The sequence below is a fragment of the Butyricimonas sp. DFI.6.44 genome, assembly GCF_022132345.1.
GTDB lineage: Bacteria > Bacteroidota > Bacteroidia > Bacteroidales > Marinifilaceae > Butyricimonas > Butyricimonas muris.
On record NZ_JAKNJD010000001.1, the window covers coordinates 214,048 to 236,391 of the forward strand.

A 22,344-nucleotide genomic window follows, 5' to 3' on the forward strand; every position below is an offset into this window, starting at 1 on the left:
TAAAATGAATACCCCCTCCCTCTTCCACCCTTAGGAAAAATCAAAAAAATCCCTTAAATTTACACGAATTTTAAAGGTAATCGGAACATGAACTTCTTCCAAGGATTTTCTAAAGGAATAAAGGCATACGGTGAAGCCGTGAAACTATTGTTTTCCGGGCGTTTCTGTTATTTCCTTTTATTTCCGGTCGTGATAATTATCGTGCTGTTCGCGGCGGGGAATTACGCTGTTTCCTGTATCGGGGGCGGACTTTCCGAGACGGTGGAACAGCAGGTTATGGATTGGGTTTCCGGCATTTCGTGGTTGAGTTGGGTTTCCGGTACAGTAGGTTTTATCGTGCGGTTGCTCGTGCGTGCCGTGTACTACATCCTGTTTATTTCTTTCGGGGGGTACGTGGTGATGGTCGTGATGTCGCCCGTCTACTCGTGGCTTTCCGAGCGCACGGAAGCGCGTCTTTCCGGGCGGGAATACCCGTTCAGTTTCGGGCAGTTGATGTGGGAAATCGGGCGGGGCATCGTGATCTCCTTGCGTTGTATGATATTTCAATTTATATTGACCGTTCTCTTGTTTTTCCTCTCTTTTATCCCGCTGGTCGGGTTGGTCACCCCGGTGCTGACGTTCGGGGTAAGTGCCTACTTCTACGGTTTCGCCTTCATGGATTACGCCGTGGAGAGGAAGCGTTTCCGGGTGCGGGAGAGTGTCCGCTATATGCGGCGCAATTCGGGAATGGTCGTCGCGATAGGGGCGGTATTTACCTTATCGTTGATGCTCCCGTTTATACGGGTAGTGGCGTGTAGTTTTGTATCTTTATTATCGGTAATCGCCGGGACGGTTGTCGTGAATGAAACATTAAATAAAAAGGTCGAGAAATGAAAAGATTGTTGCTTTGCATCGGTTTGTTGTTTTGTCTTCTCTCCGCGAGCGCGACGGGGAATAAGGCTATCGTGTACAAGGTGGATATAAAAGACGAAATCGGTCCGGGCATCTGGCGGCTGGTCAAGAAATCGTTCGACCGTGCCACGGAGGAGCGTGCCGATTACGTGTTGATTCACATGAATACCTACGGGGGAATGGTGGTATACGCCGATTCCCTGCGCAGCCTGATCCTGAATTACCCGAAACCCGTGTGGGTATTTATTGATAATAACGCGGCTTCTGCCGGGGCTTTGATTTCCATCGCCTGTGACAAGATATACATGCGGGAGGGGGCGAATATCGGTGCGGCTACTGTGGTCAACCAGACGGGAGAGGCTATGCCGGACAAGTACCAGTCGTACATGCGTTCCATGATCCGCGCCACGGCACAGGCGCACGGCAAAGATACGGTGACGGAGAACGGCAAGACGGTTGTCCGCTGGCATCGCGACCCGCGCATTGCCGAGGCGATGGTGGACGAGCGTGTGGCGGTGGAAGGTGTTTCGGACAGCGGCAAGATATTGACTTTCACGCCACACGAGGCGATACAGCACGGGTATTGTGAAGGAATCGCCGAGAGCGTGCCGGAAGTGATACGGGAAGCGGGCGTCACGGATTACGAGTTGCGGGAATATCGCCCCACGACGATGGATCGGTTGATCGGTTTCCTGATCAGCCCGATTATACAGGGACTCCTGATCATGGTTATCATCGGCGGCATTTACTTTGAATTGCAGACTCCCGGGGTAGGTTTCCCGCTGGTTGCCGCCGTCACGGCATGTTTGCTTTACTTCGCGCCGTTGTACTTGGAAGGGTTTGCCAATTACGTGGAAATCATCTTGTTCGTCGTGGGACTTGTCTTGCTCTTGCTGGAAATATTTGTCATACCGGGATTCGGCGTGGCGGGAATACTCGGCATTCTTTGCATCGTGGGTTCCTTGGCGTTATCCGGCATTGACAACTTTACCTTTGAATTTCTGCCCGATTTCGCGGGGGCAATCATCCGTTCACTGTTCTTCGTTATCAGTTGTTCTCTGATTTCCGTCGTCGGCAGTATTTGGTTAAGCCGCAAGTTATTCGGTTCCCGTCGGTTGAACTTTGCCCTTCATGCGGAACAGCGGGTAGAGGAGGGATTCGTGGGCGTGGATATGACCGTGAAGGAAGAAGTCGGGAAAGAGGGCGTAACATTCACGGACTTGCGCCCGGCGGGTAAGGTGGAAATCGGTAACGACATTTATGATGCCGTTTCCAACACGGGAGTGTTTATACAAAAAGGGGAGAAAGTAAAGATCATAAAGTATCAGGCGGGACAGGTTTACGTGGAAAAGCTCGTGCCATGAATCCAATCAGATGCTTGAAGAAAGTCGTTTACGTCGTTCTGGCGTTTATGATAGGGTGGTACGCGTATCCCTTGTTCAAGGATGCCGGTGCGGCAAAAACTTTTAATCGAGCCGCACGCTATTACAATAAAGGGAAATATGCCGATGCTGAGAAGTATTTCCTGATCGCGGCGAAGGACAGCATTCCGGAGGCGTATGTCAACTTGGGCATGATGTACTTCCGCGGCACGGGAGTGGAAAAGGATTACAAGAAAGCGGAATCTTGGTTGCGTTTGGCTGCCGAACACGGGTTTGCCGAAGCCCAATTCTGTCTGGGCGTGATATATCTCAAAGACGAAAGCAAATATCTCAAAGACGAAAGCAAATGTAGCATGCCGAAAGCCTTGCGTTGGTTTCTCGCCGCAGCGGTAAAGGGTGTACGGGAAGCCTCTAACAATTTGGGGGTGATGTACGAATACGGTTTGGGCGTACAGCGTGATACCGTGCTTGCCCGGATGTGGTACGACGTGTCGAACGAGTAATTCAATGATTTCTTGATTTATGATTGTTTTGGGAATCACTCAATCATAAATCAAGAAATCGTAAATCATAAATCAAATAAATTCCAACAACACCGCGCCGCACGAGTACCCGCCGCCGAAAACGGTCAGTCCCACGAGGTCGCCTCGCTCCACCCGGTCGAGGTTTTGCGAGAGGGCGATGCCGCAACTGGGACAACCCGTGTTGCCCACTTCCCCGATGTTCGACAGGATACGATCTTCCGGGAAGTCGATTTGCCGGGCGATCGTTGCCATGATTCGTTTGTTTGCCTGATGGGGGGCGATATATTTCAGGTCTGCCAATGTCTTGCCGTTGCTTTCCGTCACTACTTGCAAACCCTCGATCATGTAGTGGCAGGCATTGATAAACACGTCGCGTCCCTCCGGCATGCCGATGCCCCCGTGGTGCGGGCGCAGGTACACGGCGGTGTCCGCCTTGCCGATATGTCCCAGTCCCCGCGTGAAGATATCTAGTATCTTCGCCGCTTTTTCACCTTCCGGCGAAGTGGATATAGCGATGGCGATAGCACCGTCACCCCACAGGTGACCGCTCTGGGGACAACTCTCGTTGCTGTATTCCGTGTTATGCTCGGAGGCGACCACGATAGCTTTCGTCGCCTTGCCCATGGCGAAATACCCTTGCACGATCTCGATGGCGTTGATGAATGACGAACAAGCCGAGGAAACACTCAGGCATTTTGCCGCCCGCGTCGTGTACGCCCGCTGGATGGCGTGAGCCGCCGTGGCAACGGTGTCATGCGGGGAATACGTGGCAGCCACCACCAGATCGGTGTCCTCGATGGCGAAAGGCAGCTTGTCTTTCAGCCTTGCCACGGCTTCGAGAGCCATGGTATTCGTGTTTTCGCCTTCTCCCGCTTTGCTTCTGGTTTTGATTCCCGTTCTGCTGAATATCCATTCATCGTCCAGACCGTTCACGTCCTTGAAATAGGAATTGGGAACTCTCGCTTCCGGTATGTAATGTGCTATGGCGTTGATATATAGATCCATTTTTATAATGTGTTGTGATTACTTTTTGATAATCCCGTGAAATAATATATTAATATACTCGTTGATAATTTGAGGGTTTGGTCGATGATCATATTCCCGGATAAAACCAAATTCAAGGCTTTTAAAAACGGATTGCAGCGAGTTTGCCAGACGTCTGGGTTGTTTGATCGAGAATATCCCTTTATCCGCCCCGTCCTTTAAGATGGCGTACAAAAGTTCAATCTCCTGTTTGTCTATATTCTTTCTCAAGATATCGATTTTACTGTTGTTGTGTAAAAAAGTTTCCTTGATCGGCAGGCTTCCACCTATGAGTTCCGCGATTAAATTGAACCGTTCCTTTATATATAACTTCAACCGTTTGTCGGCGGGCAAGGCCGTGCGTACTGCCTGTTCCAGTTTTTGGTTTATCAATACTATTCTTTGATCCACGATGTGGTTAAAAATCTCTTCCTTGCTGTTAAAATGCGTGTACAAGGTACGCCTGCTAATCTTGGCGGCGTTGGCGATATCTTTCATCGTGGTCCCGTAGAAACTCATCTCGATGAACAATTTTTGTGCCACGTTGAGTATTTTATCTTTCGTTATTCGTAGGCTTGTTCTCATTTTAATTTCACAAATTGGAAAAAGTGTGCAATTATAATCAATAATTCGGGATATGCAAAATTAAGGGAAAACAAGTTTTCCCGGTTTATAAGGTTCATAAGGTTTATAAAGTTCATAAAGTGACGGGTGTCCTTTGAACAAGATTAAAACGGCAGCTCATGCTGCCGTTAGTATAGTGCCCCGCAGGGGGCAATAACTTTATAAACCTTATAAACTTTATGAACTTTATAACTTCTGAAGTGTTAAATTATATTTTTACCCGAAGATATGACAAATGTCATGTTTTCATCCCCCGCCGGGGGGTATATTCGCGCCCGAAATTAAAATCAAAATCAATGGTAAATATATTATTAAAAGAAAAGCCGTTTACCCGCGAGTGGTTCAAGACATACGCCTTGTTGGTCGGCGGGGCTTTCGTGTTAGCGCTGGGGTATAGTTGTTTCATGGCACCGTACAAGATTGTTCCGGGAGGAATATACGGTATCACGATAGTGTTGCAGCACATGTGGGGATTCCCGATAGGTATGGCAGCGCTCTGCTTCAATTTACCGTTGAGTTTAATCGGTTTACGGGTATTGGGTTCCGGTTTCGGGGTGAAGACATTTATTTGCTTCATTCTGGTTGCCGTGTTCTCCGACAGTCTTCCCGCCCTGTTGTTGACTTTGATGGGTGAACCTATTCCGGTGAGCGGCACGTTGGACCCGTTCAAATTGGGTGATGAAGTGTTGCTCGCCTGTATCTTCGGTGGGGTGGTCATGGGTATCGGCGTGGGCATGATACTGAAAACCCGTGCGTCCAGCGGCGGTACCGACGTGCTGTCGAATATCCTGCACAAGTGGACGCGTCGCCCGCTGGGGCAGTTGCAGATGTCCGTCGATTCCTGCATCGTGGTTTTTGGTTTCCTCATGTTTCAGGATTGGAAAGTGCCGATGTATTCTTGGTTGTCCATATTCCTGATGGGAAAGACGATCGATATGATTCTGCAAGGCTTCGACAACGAGAAGAGTTTCTTTATAATCTCCGATAAAGTGGAGGAAATCCGCACCTATATATTGAACGACCTGCACCGCGGCGGTTCAATCGTGCCGCTTCAAGGGATGTACAATCGTGCCGAGAAGGAGATGATCATGACCATGATAAACCGTCGTCAGATGGCTGTTTTACAACAAGCTATCTATAAGATTGACCCGAATGCTTTCGTGACAATCTTTGATGCACATCAGATACTGGGTGAGGGGTTCAAGAGGTTGGATTCATAGAACTATACCTTGTCAGTTGATCAATCTTTTCGCTATAATTGGTACCTCCATTCCCGCCATCATGAACGTATCATGAACGTATCATGAACCAATCATGAACGTAAATTTGCGTTTATGATACGTTCATGAAATGTAAATGCTTGATACGTGTGAGTGGGTAACGGGGAGGTGATGGTTGTTCAATGGCTTACAAGAAGTTGATATCGCTTTTTTAATCTTGTAACTTATAAATTGCTATAGGAAAATATTTTTATTAACTTGCGGCGTTTTTAACATGAACGTGAAAGATGATGAATAAACGTGACGTCGGTTACCGGGCTAAATTACGCTTTTCCCGTTGGAACAGGAAAGGGTATGCCATTTTCGCCTCGCTGGGGCGGGAGGTGTGCATCGGGCGGTTGGCGATACATATTTGTGAAATGGCGTTGCGGAAATCATCGAGAAAAGGCGTGATCGTGAATCTCGCGGAGGCGTTCGAACGAATGGTGACGACATTCGAGGAATACGCGGAAAAGGTGACGCGGGCGTGTTGCCCGGTGGTTCCCGCGCGTGTCGATGCTATTAATACCGGGAGTTACGGGAATTATGATACGAGAATGAAGGTACGTCCGGCTGTAAAGGTGGACGTACCTTTTTTATTGAAAACAAATTAATTTATGATTTATGAATTACGATTCGCGATTAGAAAAGCGTTAGCAGACGGGAGGGAATCATAAATCATAAATCCAAAATCTTAAATAGATCGGATGATAGAGAAATTGAAACAGAAGGTCTTCGAGGGAGGACAGATCACGAGGGAGGAAGCGCTGGCACTGGTTGCCGCGGGGGATAAGGCGGCGTTGTATGCTGCCGCGGGGGAGATACGCGATCGGTTTGCCGGGCGTTATTTCGACACTTGTTCCATCGTGAACGCGCGGTCGGGACGGTGCTCGGAAAATTGCAAGTGGTGCGCGCAGTCGGCAGTTTTCAAAACACACGTGCAGGAGTACGAGCTGATTGACGAGGAGAGTTGCGTGGAGTTGGCTCGATTGAACGCGAAATACAAGGTGAACAAGTTTTCGTTTGTCACGAGCGGGCGTGCGCTGTCGGACAAGAATATCGACCGCCTGCGCGGGTACGCCGAGAGGATAAAACGAGAGATGAATATCAACCTGTGTGCCTCGATGGGGTTGTTGAGCAAGGAACAGTTACGCCGACTGAAAGAGTCCGGTATAACCCGCTACCATTGTAATCTGGAATCGTCGCCGAGGTTTTTCGCCACGTTGTGCTCGTCACACACGCTAGAGGAGAAGATACAAACGATTCGTGCCGCGCAGGAGGTGGGGATGGAGGTTTGTTCCGGCGGGATTATCGGCATGGGTGAAACGATGGAGGATCGCGTGGATCTTGCCTTGACGGTGCGGGAATTGGGCGTGAAGTCAATACCGATGAACGTGTTGAATCCCATACCGGGTACCCCGCTGGAGGGTATGCCGCCGCTCGCGGACGACGAGGTGCTGACCACCGTCGCGGTGTTCCGCTTTATCAACCCGGACGCTTTCCTGCGCTTCGCGGGGGGACGCGTGCTGATCGCCCATATCGAGGAAGAAGCCATAAAAGCGGGTATTAACTCCGCCATTCTCGGCGATATGTTGACTACCGTAGGCTCGAAGGTGATGGAGGACATGGAGAAGGTGCAAAGACTAGGGTTTACAATTGAAAATGAATGAATGCAAGAGTTTATAAGGTTCATAAGGTTTATAAAGTTATAGACCGTCGTGGGGCGCTTTGTTCACGGCAGCTTGAGTTGCCGATAAGCCTTGTCCGAAGGACACCCGTCACTTTATGAACCTTATGAACTTTATAAACCTTATAAACTTTTAGTTATAATGAATACGGCAGAATTATTGAAGTTTGACAGGGAGCACGTGTGGCACCCGTACACGTCGACGATAGATCCGCTCCCGGTGTACCCGGTGAAAAGGGCGGAGGGTGTTTATATCGAACTGGAGGACGGTACGCGGCTGATTGACGGTATGTCGTCATGGTGGTGTGCGGTGCACGGGTACAATCACCCGGCGTTGAACGCGGCGGTCGAGGAACAGTTGAAGAGCATGTCACACGTCATGTTCGGCGGGTTGACGCACCGTCCGGCGGTGGAACTGGCGGAAAAGCTGCTGGAAATGGCCCCGCGGGGGATGGATAAGGTGTTTTACAGCGATTCCGGTTCGGTTGCCGTGGAGGTTGCCATGAAAATGGCTCTGCAATACTGGTACGCTGCCGGGAGAGAGGAGAAACGCTATTTCCTGACGATCATGAAAGGGTACCACGGCGACACGTGGAATGCCATGTCGGTATGCGATCCCGTGACGGGGATGCACGGTATTTTCCGGGGGACGCTGCCGATGCAGTATTTCGTGCATCGACCGGAAGTGCGTTACGGGGAAGTGTGCCTGCCGGAACATATCGAGGAGTTGAAGCAATGCCTGCGCAATAATCACAACCGTATCGCTGCCGTGATACTGGAGCCGATCGTGCAAGGTGCCGGGGGGATGTGGTTCTACTCGGCGGACTACCTGCGGCAGGTGCGGGAGTTGTGTGACGATTACGGCGTGTTGCTCGTGTGCGACGAGATCGCTACCGGGTTCGGTCGCACGGGGAAGATGTGGGGGGTGGATCACGCGGGAATCGTGCCGGATATCATGTGTGTCGGCAAGGCACTCACGGGCGGGTACATGAGTTTTGCCGCCACGATGGCAACGGAGAAGGTGGCAACGTGGATATGCACGGGAAACCCGGGTGTCTTCATGCATGGTCCCACGTTCATGGGTAACCCGATGGCGTGTGCCGTGGCGAATGCCTCGCTGGACTTGATACGGGGGTATGACCTTACCGAAATGATCGGGCGGATAGAGAGCCAGTTGCGGGTGGATTTGCTACCCGCGCTCGAGTATCCCAACGTGGCGGACGTGCGCGTGTTGGGGGCTATCGGCGTGGTGGAGATGAAAGATGCCGTGAACATGGGTGTTCTGCAAGCGGCTTTCGTCAGAGAGGGGGTATGGATACGTCCTTTCGGGCGGCTCGTGTACGTTATGCCGCCGTATATTATTCGGGCGGAGGAACTGAGGCGGTTGACGTCGGCGTTGTTGCGGGTGATCAAGTATTTCAGGTGAGGCGGCAGTTTAATTCGCCTTCGGCGAGTTGCATTTGCCCGCGGGCAAGTTGCAGGTTACATTCGCCTGCGGCGAGTTGAAGGGGATTACCGGTGTTAGAGTTGAATGATGAAAGAATATAATAAGGTGAAGTTATTGGAAGCGGAAGCAACTTGCAACCTGCAACTTGCCGAAGGCAAATTTAACCTGTAACTTCGCCGAAGGCGAAAAACAATGAATAAGGAAAGGTATATTAATAAACTGGAGAAAATCAAGGAATTCGGGAATTACCGGATGTTGCGGGACGTGCAGCACAACGGTTTTCTGATTCATTATAACGGGCGGGAGATGCTGAATCTCTCGTCGAACGATTATCTGGGATTGTCTTCCAACCCGGTTTTATACGAGGATTTCAGGAAAGAAACCGACGTGAAACTGTTGAGTTTCAGTGCCGTGTCGTCCAGACTACTGTCCGGGAACCACGAGTATTACGGGTTGCTGGAGGACGATTTACGGGATTTGTACGGCAAGGAGGCGGCTTTGGTGCTGAACTCCGGGTATCACGCGAATATCGGTATTTTGCCGTCATTGGCGGGGAAGCGGGATTTGATCGTGGCGGACAAGCTGGTGCACGCGAGTATCATCGACGGTCTGCGGTTGAGTGACGCGCAGATGTTGCGTTACCGTCATCTGGATTACGACCACCTGCGGGAACTTCTGTTCAATCACCGGGAGGAGTACGAGAACGTGTTTATCGTGACGGAATCGATATTCAGCATGGACGGTGACACGGCGGATTTGCAGGAGTTGTGCGACTTGAAGAAGGAGTATGATGCGTTCCTGTACGTTGACGAGGCGCATGCCGTGGGGGTGCGGGGTACGAACGGGTTGGGATGTAGCGAAGAGCAGGGATGTATCGACGATATCGACTTTATCGTGGGCACTTTCGGCAAGGCGTTTGCCTCGTACGGGGCTTTCGTGGTGTGTGACGAGTTGTTCAAGGATTACCTTGTCAACACGCAGCGGAGTCTGATTTTCACGACGGCGTTGCCCCCGGTGGTGGTGGCGTGGACGCGGTTCGTGCTGAACCGGATGCCGGACTTTTTCCCGTATCGGCTGAAACTGACGGAGATTGCCGAACAATTGCGGACAACATTGTCCGAACGGGGATTCGAGACACGGGGCGATTCGCATATCGTGCCTTTCCTGTGCGGGAGCAACGAGAATAGCGTTTACATGTCCGAACTGTTTCAAGATAACGGCTTTTTCGTGTTGCCCGTGAGGTACCCGACCGTGCCGAAAAACGAGGCTCGTATCCGCTTCTCGCTGAATGCGGCGATACCGGAGGAGGATTACGAGTGTTTGAGGGAGTTTGTGGAAGTAAGTTTATGAAGTTTGTAAAGTTCATAAGGTTTATAGACCCCTGCGGGGCGCTTTGTCCACGGCAGCTTGAGCTGCCGATAAACGCTGTCCGAAGGACACCCGGCACTTTATGAACTTTATAAACCTTATAAACTTTATGAACTAAAAAAAAGTGCGAAGCTCGGTGGGTGGGAAAACAACTTGTAACTTGTAACCTGCCGACCTGTAACTTCGCCGAAGGCGAAAAACTATGCGAAGACAGTGGATAACCAAAAAAGGGGGACGGTGCTTGACTTTGTTCTTTTGCGGATGGGGGATGGACGAACGTGCCGTGCAACATCTGACGGGAACGGGGGACGTGCTCGCGTTCTATGATTACCGGGATATAGCGGGGGAAGAAGCTCCCGTGACGGACGGGTACGATGAGATTCGTGCGGTGGCGTGGTCTATGGGCGTGTGGGCGGCGGCGGTGTTGCTGGAGCGGTGGAAGTTGCCCGTGACAAGACGGGTAGCGATCAACGGCACGGAGCGTCCCGTGGACGAGCGTTACGGGATTCTCCCGAAGGTTTACCTGTTGACGGAGCGGGGCATGGACGAGCGGGGACGGGACAAGTTCTTTGCCCGGATGCTGGCGGGACGGGAAGAGATGGCGAGATTCGGGGCAAATAAGCCTCTCCGGGAGTTGCACGAGCAGGTGGAGGAGTTGCGGGCTATCCGGGAGCAAGCGATGCTGATACGGCCGGAAACGCGGTGGGACAAGGCGTACGTGTCCGCGGGCGACGTGATCTTTCCGCCGGAAAGCCAGCGGAACTGGTGGGACGGACGATGCGAAACGGTGAGCATAGAGGGAGGACATTACCCGTTTTACGTGTTGGATAATTGGGATGAGATATGATGGAAAGGGGGTTAAAAGTTTATAAGGTTTATAAGGTTCATAAAGTGACGGGTGTCCTTCGGACAATGTTTATCGGCAGCTCAAGCTGCCGTGGACAAAGCGCCCCGCGGGGGTCTATAAACCTTATGAACTTTATAAACTTTATAAACCTTATAAACTTTATGAATTTCATGAAATTTGAACATGATGGAAATAAATAAAGAAAAAGTGCGGAAACATTTCCGGCGCAGTATGGGAAGTTATGACGAAAACGCACGGGTACAGCGGGCAGTGGTCGGACGGCTGTGTCCTGTGGCTGTGGCAGCGGTGGAACGGATGCCCCGGAAGATACTGGAAGTGGGATGCGGGACGGGATTGTTGACCGTTTTGTTGAGGCAGGCTTTTCCGGGGAGCGAGTTGCACGTGAACGATCTCGTGGAGGATTTGTGCCGCGGGACGGCTGTCGCTAACGGGATTCCGGAGGGATGTTGCATACCGGGTGATATCGAGCGGGCGGAACTACCCGGCGGGTATGACCTTATTGTTTCGGCTTCCACGTTCCAGTGGTTCACCGACCCGGAGGCTACTTTTCGCGAGTTGGCGGAGAATCTGAATGATGGCGGTTGCATGATATTCAGTTCGTTCGGTAAGCATAACTTGCGCGAGATACGGCAAACCACGGGCGGCGGCTTGGCATACCGCACGAAGGAGGAGTTGCGGGATTTGTTGAGTCCCTGTTTCACGGTGGAACGGATGGAGGAAGAGTTTCATGTTCTTGAATTTGATAATCCCCTGTCGGTTTTGCAGCATCTGAAACGAACGGGCGTGAACGTTTCTTCCGACCGTTCCGTGTGGACGAAAGGACGGGTGAATGCCTTTATCGACGAGTATAATACCCGCTTCACGGTGGAAGGAAAGGTGATATTGACTTATCACCCGCTTTACTTCGTGTGCAGGAGGAAACAATTGAAAATTGAAAGTTGAAAATTGAAAATGAAAAATGAACTCCTCCGTCTGCTTCGAAGCCGGGAGGGAGTTCAATCTAAAATCATAAATCATAAATGGGAACAGTTTATTTTGTCAGTGGAATAGATACGGATGCCGGGAAGTCGGTGGTGACCGGGTTGTTGGCTCGTTCTTTGAGAAGGAAAGGGGTAAACGTGATTACCCAGAAGTTTATTCAGACGGGATGCCGGGGGATATCGGAAGATATTCTGAAACATCGCGAGATTATGGGGATGGAGCCGCAACCCGAGGACGAGGACGGTACGACCTGTCCCTACGTGATGACCTATCCCGCCTCGCCGCATTTGGCAGCCGAGATTGATCGAGTGACACTCGACATGGGGCGCATTGCCGGGGCAACCGGGAAGTTGCGGGCTATGTACGACACGATATTGCTGGAAGGAGCCGGGGGACTGTACGTGCCGGTGACGAGGGAGTATTTCACGATAGACTACGTGTGTGAACAAAAGCTTCCGTTGATTTTAGTAACATCCTCTAAACTAGGAAGTATTAACCACACGTTGATGAGCCTTGAGTTGTGCCGTGCGCGGGGAATTGAGTTGGCTTGTCTGGTGTATAACCGTTTCCCGAACGACAGCGAGTGGATCACGAATGATTCGATCACGATATTCCGGCAATACTTGAAAGAACATTTCCCGACGACGGCATTGATCGAGGTGCCCGTGGTACACGGGACGGATTACCCGGACGTGGACGTTAGCGCCTTGGAGGGACGGAAATGAGGAAACTGGAATTGTTATCCCCGGCAAAGAATGTCGAGGTGGCGATAGCCGCTATCAACAACGGGGCGGATGCCGTGTACATCGGCGGACCCGCTTTCGGGGCGCGTCAGGCGGTAGGCAATACGGTGGAAGAGATTGCGCGGGTGGCGGAGTACGCTCACCGCTTTTATTGCAGGGTGTTCGTGACTTTGAACACGATACTTTATGATGATGAACTGGCGGAGGTGGAACGGTTGATTCACGCGCTGTATCGGGTTGGCGCGGATGCTATTATCGTGCAAGACCCGGCTATATTGAAACTGGATATACCACCTATTGCCCTGCATGCCAGTACGCAGATGCATAATTACGATCTGGAACGCGTGAAGTTTCTCGATCGGTTGGGATTTCAGCGTATCGTGTTGGCGAGGGAATTATCCCTAGAGCAATTGCGGGCAATCCGGCGGGAGGTGAAAGCGGAGTTGGAGTATTTCGTGCATGGGGCTTTGTGTGTCAGTTTAAGCGGGCAGTGTTATATCTCTCATTATCTGACAGGAAGGTCTGCCAACAGGGGCGAGTGCGCGCAGGCTTGCCGGATGCGGTGGACGGTGGCGGACAGTGACGGGCAGGTGCTGGTGAAGGACAAACACGTGCTTTCACTTAAAGATTTAAATTTATCCGCTTACTTGCGTGATTTGGTGGATATTGGAATTGATTCGTTCAAGATAGAGGGGCGGTTGAAAGAAGTGGATTACGTGGCGAACGTCACGAGGTATTATTCTGCCCGGTTGGACGGGATTATCGCTGGAAGCGAGGGATTGTCCCGCGTGGGAAACGGGCACGTGAACGCGGGATTCGATGCCGATCCGGAACGAAGTTTCAACCGGGGGTACACGGATTATTTTATTGCCGGGCGGAAACAGGGCATCGTGAACATGGATACCCCGAAGTCCACGGGGAAGAAAGTGGCGGTGGTGAAACAGGCGAAAGGAAATTTGTTGGTCGTGGAGGCGCTGGAAACGATACATAATGCCGACGGCTTGTGCTATTTTGACGGGCAAGAGTTGCGGGGGATCAAGGTGAACACGGCGGAAGGCAATCGACTGACGTGCAACGAGCGGGTGACCGTGATGCCGGGGACGGTGTTGTACAGGAATTACGATCACGAGTTTGTAAGTCGTTTGTCCAAAGCGGTTTCAGTGCGTAAGATTCAAGTAAGAGTTGACGTGTACACGGAGGAGGATCATCTCGTGCTGGTTGCCGAGGACGAGGCAGGCGTGGCGGTGACACTGCGTAGTGACGAGGTGTTCGAGAGGGCGACAAACGCGGCTCAGGCGGAACGAATTGTCGGGCAGTTGGGCAAAAGCGGTAATACGCGCTATGATTGTTGCCCGGTAGAGTGTCATGGTGATACGGTACTTTTTATCCCGTCGGCGGTGGTGAACGGTTACCGGGGGCGGTTGCTGGACTTGTTGACCGAGGAACGGGAGAAGCAACGGGAACGTTGGGTACAGGCGCCGTTGAACCGGGATGCGGTGTACGCGGGAGAGGCGGATTGGCGGTTGAACGTGGTGAACAGGTTGTCGGGGACATTCTACCGCGAACACGGGACGGCAGAGCCGGAAGCGGGTTTCGAGGTCGCCCGGAACCGTTCGGGACGTGCCGTGATGACCACGCGCTATTGCCTGTTGTTTGAACTGGGAATGTGCCGCAAGTCGGGCAAGGATAAGGCGTTGAAGTATCCCCTTTACCTTTCCAATAACTTGGGCAGATTCCGGCTTGAGTTCGATTGCGAACGTTGCTTTATGAAGGTGGTTTCGCCGTGAGGGGTTAGTGGACTAATTTCAGTCCCACGACACCCGCCAGTATGAGCGTGACGAATAATAGGCGAAGGACGCTTGCCGAGTCGTGAAAGAATAATATCCCTAGCAAGACGGTTCCCACGGCACCGATACCCGTCCATACCACGTACGCGGTGCCTATCGGGATGCTTTTTTGGGCAAGGTACAGGAGATAGCCGCTGCATCCCATGGAAACGATGGAAAGCGCGATGAAAAGGTAAAAGTATTTCTCGTGAACACCCGCTAATTTGAACCCGAGAGGCCAGCCTATTTCCAGTAGTCCGGCACAAACCAATAAAATCCAAGGCATAGTTGTTTTCGTTAATGTTACAGGGCAAAGGTAGGGCGTCGACGCGGGGAATTACTTGATATTTATCAATTAATCGACACGGGCTTGCGATTCAATTGTAAAAGTATAATTTTGTGGAAAACTTGAAACAGATATGAGCGTGATGGCAGGAATGGAGAACTTTCTCCCGGGGAACGTGGGGAAACGGTTGGCATCTCTCGTGACGGAGGTGTGTTACCCGAGGGGACACGTGTTGTTCAGTCAGGATAAGTCGGAGAGGAATATCTATATCATCGGGCAAGGGATCGCGCGGGCGTACACGGAGGGCGACGGGAAGGACGTGACTATCTGGTTCGGGCTGGAAGGGGACGTTATTATCTCTGCCCGCGGGTATGTGTACGGGGAAAAGGGATATGAAACGATGGAGTTGTTGGAGGATGCAGTTTTGTACCGGATTGAATGGCAGGGACTTTTCGAACTTTATCATCACGATATAGAGGTGTGTAACTGGGCACGGCAGTTGCTGGAACGGGAGTTCGTGAAGACGGAACAACGGCTGATATCGCATTTGTCCGAAACGGCCTCGGAACGATACCTGCGCTTGACACGGGAGAAACCGGGGATTGTCCGACGGGTGCAGTTGCAGTATATCGCTTCTTATCTTGGGATTACTTCCGAGCATTTGAGTCGAATTAGGGGAAAGAAGTGATTCGATTCTGTGATTTTGCTACACTGATTTTGAATATGAAAAACTTGCAGGTTTACGGGTATAACTTGTGGTTTCGGAAGAAATGATTTAATTTTGTCCGGCAAATTCAAATGACGAAGAGTGTATGATACATAGGTTATTATATGATTTCAAATCCCCGTTTGTTTTAGGAAGGTGGTATGTTTGTTTTTCGTGGATAGCATGCGTGATGATGTTGTTGTTTATTGCTTGTCATAAGGATCATGGGGAGAAAGAACTTTTACCGGAGAGGGAAGAAGTGAGAGTGGCGGTGGTGCTTCCCTTGGAAGATAAGATGGCTGAACATTGGAAGCATTGTTTGGAGTGGGCAATACAAAATATCGAAGCGGCGCAACGGGGAATGGATAGAGGTGTAAGGATTGAGTTGGAGTGGTATGACGAGAATAATGCGGATATAGAGGGATTGTTTAATGAATTGTCTGCGCGGGAGGACGTGGCAGCCGTGATAGGGCCTTTTTATTCGAATCACACGTGGGTGGCTGCCCGGCAATGTGCCAAGTATAACAAGACGCTTTTTACGATTTCTTCATCGGCGGAGATGGTGCGTAGTTTTGCGGAAGGAGGTTTGCTTTGGGTACTGACGGAAACGGATATTGCTCAATGTGAGGTGTTATTGTCAAAAGCCATGACCTATGGGGCAAAACGGGTGGCTTTGTTGGCTCAAGAGGATGTTTATGGACAGACGTTTATTGATTGGTTTGCTTTTCAGGCTAAGGAACTCGGTTTGGAAGTGGCCGGTATCGTGTCATATACGGACGCCACTGCGGGTGACGGATTTCGGCAATGTGCGGCTTTGGATGCCGATTTCATGATTTGTGTACCTTCTTCGGTCGAGAATTTGCAGGATATGGTGGCGGCTCGGAAGGGAATACCGGGTTTGGTTTCTCGTCAGCTTTACTCTGACGTCGCTTTTAGTGCCACGGCTTTGGATAGGTTGGGAAAGGATGCCGAGGGTTTGGAAGGAATCGCTATGTCACCGGATCCAGGTTCCGGGTTCCAAGTGTCCTATGAAGTGAAATTCGGCAACCAGCCCGTGCTTGGAGAAGCTCATATGTATGATGCGTTGAGTTTGATTGCTTATGCCGCATTCAAGATGCAAATTGAAGGTACGGACGATATGAATGAAGCGTTGCGTTCACTGGTTGATGGGCGAGGGATGAATATGGGAGCGTGGATGACAGAGGATATGCGTTTAGTATTTAAGGCTATAGCTAAAGGAGATACCCCGGATATTGATGGTGCTACCGGGGCCTTGGAATTCGACAGTAAGGTGTACACGAATGTGCTACATTCCGTGTACGCAAACTGGGTTGTGTATGACGGAAAGTTCTTGATTCTTGATTATAACACAAGTGACGGGGGAAAGCGTGTGGAGGAAATTTTGGCGGGATGGAACTGGAAAGTGTCACAGATGCAGGAGATCGATCAAAATCAAATAGCTCCCGTTTATCCCGAAATGCGGGAGAAATGGGCATTGTTGGTGGCGGCTTCCATGGGATGGGAAAATTATAGGCATCAAGCGGACGTATTGGAAATTTATCGCTTGTTGAAGCGACAGGGATACAGGGATGATCATATTGTGATGATAATGGAGGATGATATAGCCAATAACAGTCAAAATCCGGAATTAGGTGTGGTTAGGGTACGTCCGGATGGGGAAAATTTATATGCGGACGTGGAGATAGATTATCGCTTGTCCGAGTTGTCGCCTGCCGATGTCGCGGCAATTCTTGCCGGGGAAAGGAGCGAGAGATTACCGGAGGTAATAGCGGCGTCGGAGTATGATAATATTTTTGTTTTCTGGAGCGGGCATGGAGAGTATGGCGAGATGTTGTGGGGGAGAAATGCAACCATGAAGGAGAATGATATGCGAAAGATGCTTGAGAGTTTGAGCGCAAAGGGAAATTTTCGTAAGATGTTGTGGATGGTGGAAACGTGTTATTCGGGTAGTGTGGCTAGGGTTTCGGAAGGGATACCGGGAGTTATGTTTATTACTGCGGCGGACGAGAATGAAACTTCAAAGGCAGATGTGTTCAGTAACAAGTTGAACGTGTGGATGTCGAATCGGTTTACCAGTACGTTTCAAGATTTGATTGATAAAGAGCCGAGCATTTCGTTGCGTGATCTCTATTACGGTTTGTTTCAGAATACCGTCGGTTCGCATGTTATGGTTTATAATACCTCTTTTTTTGATAACTTGTTCCAGTGTTCATTTAGTGAGTTTCTTTAATATTGTAATTTGATATGGTGGTACGTTGCGTGTACATGTTGGTTGTTGTCAGTCTATTACTGGTGAGTTGTTCTGACGGGGAGGATGCATTGCGGGATAATCCTTACGCCTCGAAACAGGCGATCGTGTTGTTTTCCCCGGGAGGTATAGGTGATATGGGGTATAATGACCAAATACTGAGAGGTATTCAACAGGTGAAAGAAGAGAAGGATTTCATGTTGTTGTTTTCTTCTCCATCCTCACTTGAAGAGGCCCGGAGAATTTTCGGGGATTGGTTGGATATGGATACAGAAGGGATTGATTGTTTATTTATTCTTGGCGGTAACGAGTACGAGGGAATGGCTCGGGAGTTGTTGAAGGGGGGAAAATATCCTGATAAGAAAGTTTTGTTGTTCGAAACGCTGGATTCGAAAATTCCTGCCTACACGTTCAGTATTTCGATGTACGGGGCTTGTTATTTGGCCGGGGGGCTTGCCTTTCCTTTCACGTCGGATAAGGCGGCAGTACTATGTGGTAATAGTAACGATGCAACTGTGAGGCGTGCGGCAGAAGGATTCGTCAAGGGGTATGCGGATCATGGTGGCAGATCGGCGGATATATACTGTTTGGCGGATGATTGGACGGGATATACTATGCCTGACTCCGCGTATCGGATGGTAGCTCGTTTGGCGGGGGAGTACGGTTACTTTTTCCCGTTAGCGGGAGGTTCAAACTTGGGAATGTTTCGTTACGCGCGGGAGTACCCGGGTGGATTCTATATGGCAGGCATGGATGTGGATCAATCTGGCTATTCTTCGCGAATCACTTGCTCGGTGGTGAAGAATATCGATAGATTGATAGGGCATTATCTTGATTTATGGTTAGAGGGTGAGCCTATTCCGCGCAACGAGGTGTACGGTTTGGAGTCCGGGTATATAGATATTGTTGTTTCCCCAGGATACGAGGAAACATTGTTACCGATTGTTTTTTCTTTGAAAGACCGGGCTGTGGAAGAAGAAAATAGATTTTTAAACCAATAAAAATGTTGATAATGAAACGTGTTACATTATTTAGTTTATTTGTTTTTAGTATGTTTGTAGTGTTCTCGTGTAGTGACGACAACAAGAAGGACGAGGGTGATCAAGTGATTGATAATCGTTTGCCGGCATCCGAGGTATTGGAATTATTAAAGAGTAATTTGCTTGACGAGGATGGTAACCCTATCGGTATATCTGACGGGCAAGTCGAAACGAATCGTGAATTGGCCGTGAGCGGGGCTTTGGAAGCTATTGTTTGCTATAGTGCCACGCATGAGGGAGTAGAGTTTTTGTTGCCATGGAAAGAGGGAGATGCTTTCTCCTATACATACACGCTGCGCGACGATAGGGGAACAATAAGTGTGAAAAGTAGTGACAAGGATGGGTATTGCGCGGAGATGATGCTTCGGGTGCCGGAGTTTCCGAAAATAACCCGGATTCGGTTTATGAAATGGAATGCATTTTGGCATGAGAATAATTCGGAAATATCAACTTCCTTGGACATGAGTAACCTTGGTCCTTCTACATCTATAAGTTTTATGTTTGCCAAGTTGCAGTTGGAAATGACTGAGGTTACTAAAGGAAACGCGATGGATTATATGAAGAAAATAGAAAAAGCACAAAAACAACAAAAAGAGGTTGCTGATATGCTTCAACGCTGTCGGAAGCTTCAAAACCAAGCTAAAGAGAACGAAAGTTCTACTGAAATGCCTGCGGATATTCGTGCGTTTATGGATGAGAATGGGCTCGCTTATGATTTGACGGGCAACGATTCTTTTCACAATGAGGAGGAATGGAATGTGGCAATCCAATCTTTGCAAAATCATCAGGGACAATTAGGAATTGATATTCAAACTCAAATGGTGTACATGCAAGACTTTATGGGGCAATATAATTCTTATCTGCAAGGAGCGAATTCTGCTATTCAGTCCGGAATGCAGACATTAACTGGTATTGCACGAGGTGTTTGATTATTGTGATAACTTATTAGACTCCAAAATGAAACGAGATTCATCACGAATCTCGTTTTTTGTCAATTATTTTTACTATCTTGCACGAGTTTAGGATAAAGGAGTAAAATATGAAAATACGAAACCGTTTCATCCAATATATTAGCGTGATGCTTTTGTTTTGTCTGGTGTCTTGCGAGAAGGATGAGAATGAACCGGAGAAGGTGAGGACGTTGATGGTGTATCTGGCTGGAAATAATAATCTTTCCGGTCATTTGAAAAATAATATCAAGGATATGGCGAGCGCGTGGAAAAGGAGTTATAACGGGGATATCGTGATCTTTTTTGACGGCAGCGGGAGCACCCCCCAGTTGTTGACGTTTAAAGTCAAAGACGGGGTGGTGGAACAGGAAGTGCTTAAAACGTATGACGAGTTAAATTCCGCTTCCCCGGAAACGCTGAAGCAGGTAGTAAAAGATATGCAGGCGTTATATCCTTCTGATTCTTACGGGATGATTTTCGGATCGCACGCCACGGGTTGGATACCGTCTTCTTTGTTGGGACGAGCGGAGAGGTCTTTGTATCAAATAGAGAATCCTCTCACGAGAAGTTTTGCCACTGACGGGGCTTCAACTATGGATATCCGTGATATGGCAGCGGCAATCCCGGATGGAATGGATTTTATCGTGTTTGACGCTTGTCTGATGTCGTCTATTGAAACTCTATACGAGTTCCGGAATAAAGCCAAGTATGTCATAGCCTCCCCGGCAGAAACACCTGCTCCCGGTTTTCCTTATGCCAAGATGATGCCTTATTTTTGGAGGGAAGGTGATCGGTTGGAGAGTGATTTGGAAGAGGTGTGCAAGATATTTTACGAGTATTATAATACTTACAATTCGTCTGACCGTTTCGGTACGATAGCTTTAATCAACATGTCGGAGTTGGATAATTTATATGATTTGACTTGTCAAGTGTTGGAAGGAAAAGCACCGGAGGCCGCCCAAATGGGCAAGAAGGACGTGTATAATTACCCGAAAGTGGAATATGATAAATATGACCGCTTTTTTGATTTAAGGGAATATATCAGGTATATGACGGTGAATGACGCGGCTCTCCGTGCGGCTTACGAGGATTTGTTGGGAAAGGTGGTTTTGTATAAAGCGGTGACTGATCCTTTTTATCGAATGACAATCCCGGTAGAGAAGTTCAGTGGTATTAGTACTTATATTCCCCGAAGTGAATGGTATGACGAAACGAAAGCTTACTGGGATTTCCCGTGGGCGGGGGTTTACGGTAAGGATGCCACGGAATAGAATACCCGGGCTCCGGTTTCGATGAGTTCGTCCGGGAAGTCGTAGTGCGGGGAGTGAAGCGGGGGACAGTTTTCGCCGGCTCCCAAACCGAACATGGCTCCTTTGTACCGTTGAGTGAATAGCCCGAAGTCTTCGCCCCAGCTAAAGGGGTTTTCCACTTCCACGTAATTGAAACCTTCGCGAAGGGCGGCACTTTTGATTGTTGCCACTGCCTGCTTGTCGTTTTCGTTGGCGGAGAAAGGTTCAAGCCACCTGATCTTGTGTTGCAGACCGGGAGTGTTTTCACAGTCGGCAATAACCAGATGTTTTAGTTTTTCCGTGTATTCGTTTAACCGATGGTCGGTTTTGGCACGGAGTGTAGCCCGGATAACGCTGTTCCCGGCGGATACGCCGTATGCTTCTTCACCGACATGTATTTCCACGATCGTGGCGAGGAAATAGTCGTCGGATTGTATGTTCGTGTTATTCCAGCGTTGCAGTTCCTCGACGATGTGGAGGGTGGCGGGAATCGGGCTGATGCCATTCCGGGGTTCGGCGGCGTGGGAGGTCTTTCCGGCGAGAGCAATGGAAACACTGACGACGGCACAGGTGAAACTGCCTTCTTTGCAGAGTACGGCAGAGGTCGGTGCTCCCGGTATGTTATGGAGGGCGAATACCCGGTCGATGGCATAGTAATCAAGTATTTTCGTGTCGAGTACAGCCTTGGAACCGCTGCCGTTTTCTTCGGCGGGTTGGAAGAGCAGTAGTACGCGGCCTTGTTGCAGGGGATGGTCGTGCAACATGCGCGCGAAACGCAAGAGGATTGTCGTGTGTCCGTCGTGTCCGCATTTGTGGGCTACGCCGGGGATCAGGGAATGGTACGGGAGTTCGTTAGGTTCCTGTACCGCCACGGCGTCCATGTCTGCGCGGAAAAGGAGCGTCTGACCGTTTTCGGAGAAGAAATATTCCGCCAGTAGCCCGTGTCCGCCAACGTGGCGGATGATCTTGGTCGGGGCGAAAGGTTGTAGTTGTTCCTCGATGAAACGGGCGGTCTTGCTCTCCCGTCCGGACAGTTCCGGGTGTTGGTGGAGATGGTGGCGTATGTGATGAAAAGTGTTTTCCTGCATGACTTGTTTTTTGATTGGACAAAGGTAAGGGTTAAAGTTTAAATTTGAACCCCGGACAGTTACCATTTGAGTTTTTTTCGAGAGGTTGTTTTG

21 protein-coding genes are annotated in these 22,344 nt (G+C 49.8%); 17 read left to right on the plus strand and 4 right to left on the minus strand.

Going from position 1 to position 22,344, the window contains the following annotated elements:
- The first annotated feature begins 87 nt into the window (after positions 1 to 87).
- From L0M98_RS01010 to L0M98_RS01020, 3 genes are read left to right on the plus strand one after another with little or no spacing between them, the layout of a single operon-like run.
- Complete coding sequence (locus tag L0M98_RS01010; RefSeq protein ID WP_227214630.1) at positions 88 to 873, plus strand: EI24 domain-containing protein; 786 nt, start codon at positions 88 to 90, stop codon at positions 871 to 873.
- Positions 870 to 2,255, plus strand: a complete 1,386-nt coding sequence (locus L0M98_RS01015) for an NfeD family protein (RefSeq protein ID WP_227214631.1) — start codon at positions 870 to 872, stop codon at positions 2,253 to 2,255. The genes L0M98_RS01010 and L0M98_RS01015 overlap by 4 nt, the downstream gene beginning before the upstream one ends.
- Positions 2,252 to 2,776: a tetratricopeptide repeat protein gene (locus tag L0M98_RS01020; RefSeq protein WP_227214632.1), complete on the plus strand. Its 525-nt coding sequence runs from the start codon at positions 2,252 to 2,254 to the stop codon at positions 2,774 to 2,776. The genes L0M98_RS01015 and L0M98_RS01020 overlap by 4 nt, the downstream gene beginning before the upstream one ends.
- 72 nt (positions 2,777 to 2,848) lie before the next feature.
- On the opposite strand, the gene L0M98_RS01025 is transcribed toward L0M98_RS01020, so the two are convergent.
- Both L0M98_RS01025 and L0M98_RS01030 read right to left on the minus strand, forming a co-directional pair.
- Positions 2,849 to 3,802, minus strand: coding sequence for a 3-oxoacyl-ACP synthase III family protein (locus L0M98_RS01025; protein ID WP_227214633.1), 954 nt, complete (start codon positions 3,800 to 3,802; stop codon positions 2,849 to 2,851).
- An 18-nt stretch (positions 3,803 to 3,820) separates the two neighbouring features.
- Positions 3,821 to 4,405 carry a TetR/AcrR family transcriptional regulator gene (locus L0M98_RS01030; RefSeq protein ID WP_227214634.1) on the minus strand — a complete coding sequence of 195 codons (585 nt, stop codon included), beginning with the start codon at positions 4,403 to 4,405 and terminating at the stop codon, positions 3,821 to 3,823.
- 335 nt (positions 4,406 to 4,740) lie between these two features.
- Here L0M98_RS01030 and L0M98_RS01035 point away from each other — a divergent pair, with 335 nt between their 5' ends.
- The 9 genes from L0M98_RS01035 (at position 4,741) to L0M98_RS01075 (ending at position 14,584) form a co-directional block, all read left to right on the plus strand.
- A complete protein-coding gene (locus L0M98_RS01035; protein ID WP_227214635.1) occupies positions 4,741 to 5,664 on the plus strand; it encodes a YitT family protein in 924 nt (307 codons plus the stop codon).
- Between the two features lie 287 nt (positions 5,665 to 5,951).
- The gene (locus tag L0M98_RS01040; protein ID WP_099292352.1) at positions 5,952 to 6,317 is read left to right on the plus strand and encodes a hypothetical protein; all 366 of its coding nucleotides are present in this window, start codon (positions 5,952 to 5,954) and stop codon (positions 6,315 to 6,317) included.
- A gap of 93 nt (positions 6,318 to 6,410) precedes the next feature.
- Positions 6,411 to 7,373, plus strand: a complete 963-nt coding sequence (gene bioB / locus L0M98_RS01045; RefSeq protein WP_227214636.1) for a biotin synthase BioB — start codon at positions 6,411 to 6,413, stop codon at positions 7,371 to 7,373.
- Between the two features lie 159 nt (positions 7,374 to 7,532).
- The gene (bioA, locus tag L0M98_RS01050) at positions 7,533 to 8,816 is read left to right on the plus strand and encodes an adenosylmethionine--8-amino-7-oxononanoate transaminase (RefSeq protein ID WP_099292354.1); all 1,284 of its coding nucleotides are present in this window, start codon (positions 7,533 to 7,535) and stop codon (positions 8,814 to 8,816) included.
- Between the two features lie 213 nt (positions 8,817 to 9,029).
- Positions 9,030 to 10,187 carry an aminotransferase class I/II-fold pyridoxal phosphate-dependent enzyme gene (locus tag L0M98_RS01055; RefSeq protein ID WP_099292355.1) on the plus strand — a complete coding sequence of 386 codons (1,158 nt, stop codon included), beginning with the start codon at positions 9,030 to 9,032 and terminating at the stop codon, positions 10,185 to 10,187.
- A 220-nt stretch (positions 10,188 to 10,407) separates the two neighbouring features.
- Positions 10,408 to 11,052, plus strand: coding sequence for a DUF452 family protein (locus L0M98_RS01060; protein WP_227214637.1), 645 nt, complete (start codon positions 10,408 to 10,410; stop codon positions 11,050 to 11,052).
- 183 nt (positions 11,053 to 11,235) lie between these two features.
- Positions 11,236 to 12,015, plus strand: a complete 780-nt coding sequence (bioC, locus tag L0M98_RS01065; RefSeq protein WP_227214638.1) for a malonyl-ACP O-methyltransferase BioC — start codon at positions 11,236 to 11,238, stop codon at positions 12,013 to 12,015.
- Between the two features lie 77 nt (positions 12,016 to 12,092).
- Positions 12,093 to 12,779, plus strand: coding sequence for a dethiobiotin synthase (gene bioD, locus L0M98_RS01070; protein WP_227214639.1), 687 nt, complete (start codon positions 12,093 to 12,095; stop codon positions 12,777 to 12,779).
- On the plus strand, positions 12,776 to 14,584 hold the full coding sequence (locus L0M98_RS01075; RefSeq protein ID WP_227214640.1) for a peptidase U32 family protein: 1,809 nt from the start codon (positions 12,776 to 12,778) through the stop codon (positions 14,582 to 14,584). The genes bioD and L0M98_RS01075 overlap by 4 nt, the downstream gene beginning before the upstream one ends.
- Before the next feature lie 4 nt (positions 14,585 to 14,588).
- Here the strand turns inward: L0M98_RS01075 and L0M98_RS01080 are convergent, their stop codons facing one another.
- Positions 14,589 to 14,909, minus strand: a complete 321-nt coding sequence (locus tag L0M98_RS01080) for a DMT family transporter (RefSeq protein ID WP_227214641.1) — start codon at positions 14,907 to 14,909, stop codon at positions 14,589 to 14,591.
- 133 nt (positions 14,910 to 15,042) lie between these two features.
- On the opposite strand from L0M98_RS01080, the gene L0M98_RS01085 reads away from it, so the two are divergent.
- The 5 genes from L0M98_RS01085 to L0M98_RS01105 all read left to right on the plus strand — a co-directional run bounded on the left by L0M98_RS01085 (position 15,043) and on the right by L0M98_RS01105 (position 21,145).
- Positions 15,043 to 15,597 carry a Crp/Fnr family transcriptional regulator gene (locus L0M98_RS01085; protein WP_227214642.1) on the plus strand — a complete coding sequence of 185 codons (555 nt, stop codon included), beginning with the start codon at positions 15,043 to 15,045 and terminating at the stop codon, positions 15,595 to 15,597.
- A gap of 124 nt (positions 15,598 to 15,721) precedes the next feature.
- The gene (locus tag L0M98_RS01090) at positions 15,722 to 17,866 is read left to right on the plus strand and encodes a C13 family peptidase (protein ID WP_227214643.1); all 2,145 of its coding nucleotides are present in this window, start codon (positions 15,722 to 15,724) and stop codon (positions 17,864 to 17,866) included.
- Positions 17,867 to 17,880: 14 nt separating this feature from the next.
- Positions 17,881 to 18,885 carry a BMP family ABC transporter substrate-binding protein gene (locus L0M98_RS01095; RefSeq protein ID WP_227214644.1) on the plus strand — a complete coding sequence of 335 codons (1,005 nt, stop codon included), beginning with the start codon at positions 17,881 to 17,883 and terminating at the stop codon, positions 18,883 to 18,885.
- 11 nt (positions 18,886 to 18,896) lie between these two features.
- On the plus strand, positions 18,897 to 19,853 hold the full coding sequence (locus tag L0M98_RS01100) for a hypothetical protein (RefSeq protein ID WP_227214645.1): 957 nt from the start codon (positions 18,897 to 18,899) through the stop codon (positions 19,851 to 19,853).
- 110 nt (positions 19,854 to 19,963) lie between these two features.
- Positions 19,964 to 21,145, plus strand: coding sequence for a clostripain-related cysteine peptidase (locus L0M98_RS01105; protein WP_227214646.1), 1,182 nt, complete (start codon positions 19,964 to 19,966; stop codon positions 21,143 to 21,145).
- Here L0M98_RS01105 and L0M98_RS01110 read toward each other — a convergent pair.
- The gene (locus tag L0M98_RS01110) at positions 21,121 to 22,251 is read right to left on the minus strand and encodes a M20 metallopeptidase family protein (RefSeq protein WP_227214647.1); all 1,131 of its coding nucleotides are present in this window, start codon (positions 22,249 to 22,251) and stop codon (positions 21,121 to 21,123) included. The genes L0M98_RS01105 and L0M98_RS01110 overlap by 25 nt on opposite strands.
- Positions 22,252 to 22,344: the final 93 nt, after the last annotated feature.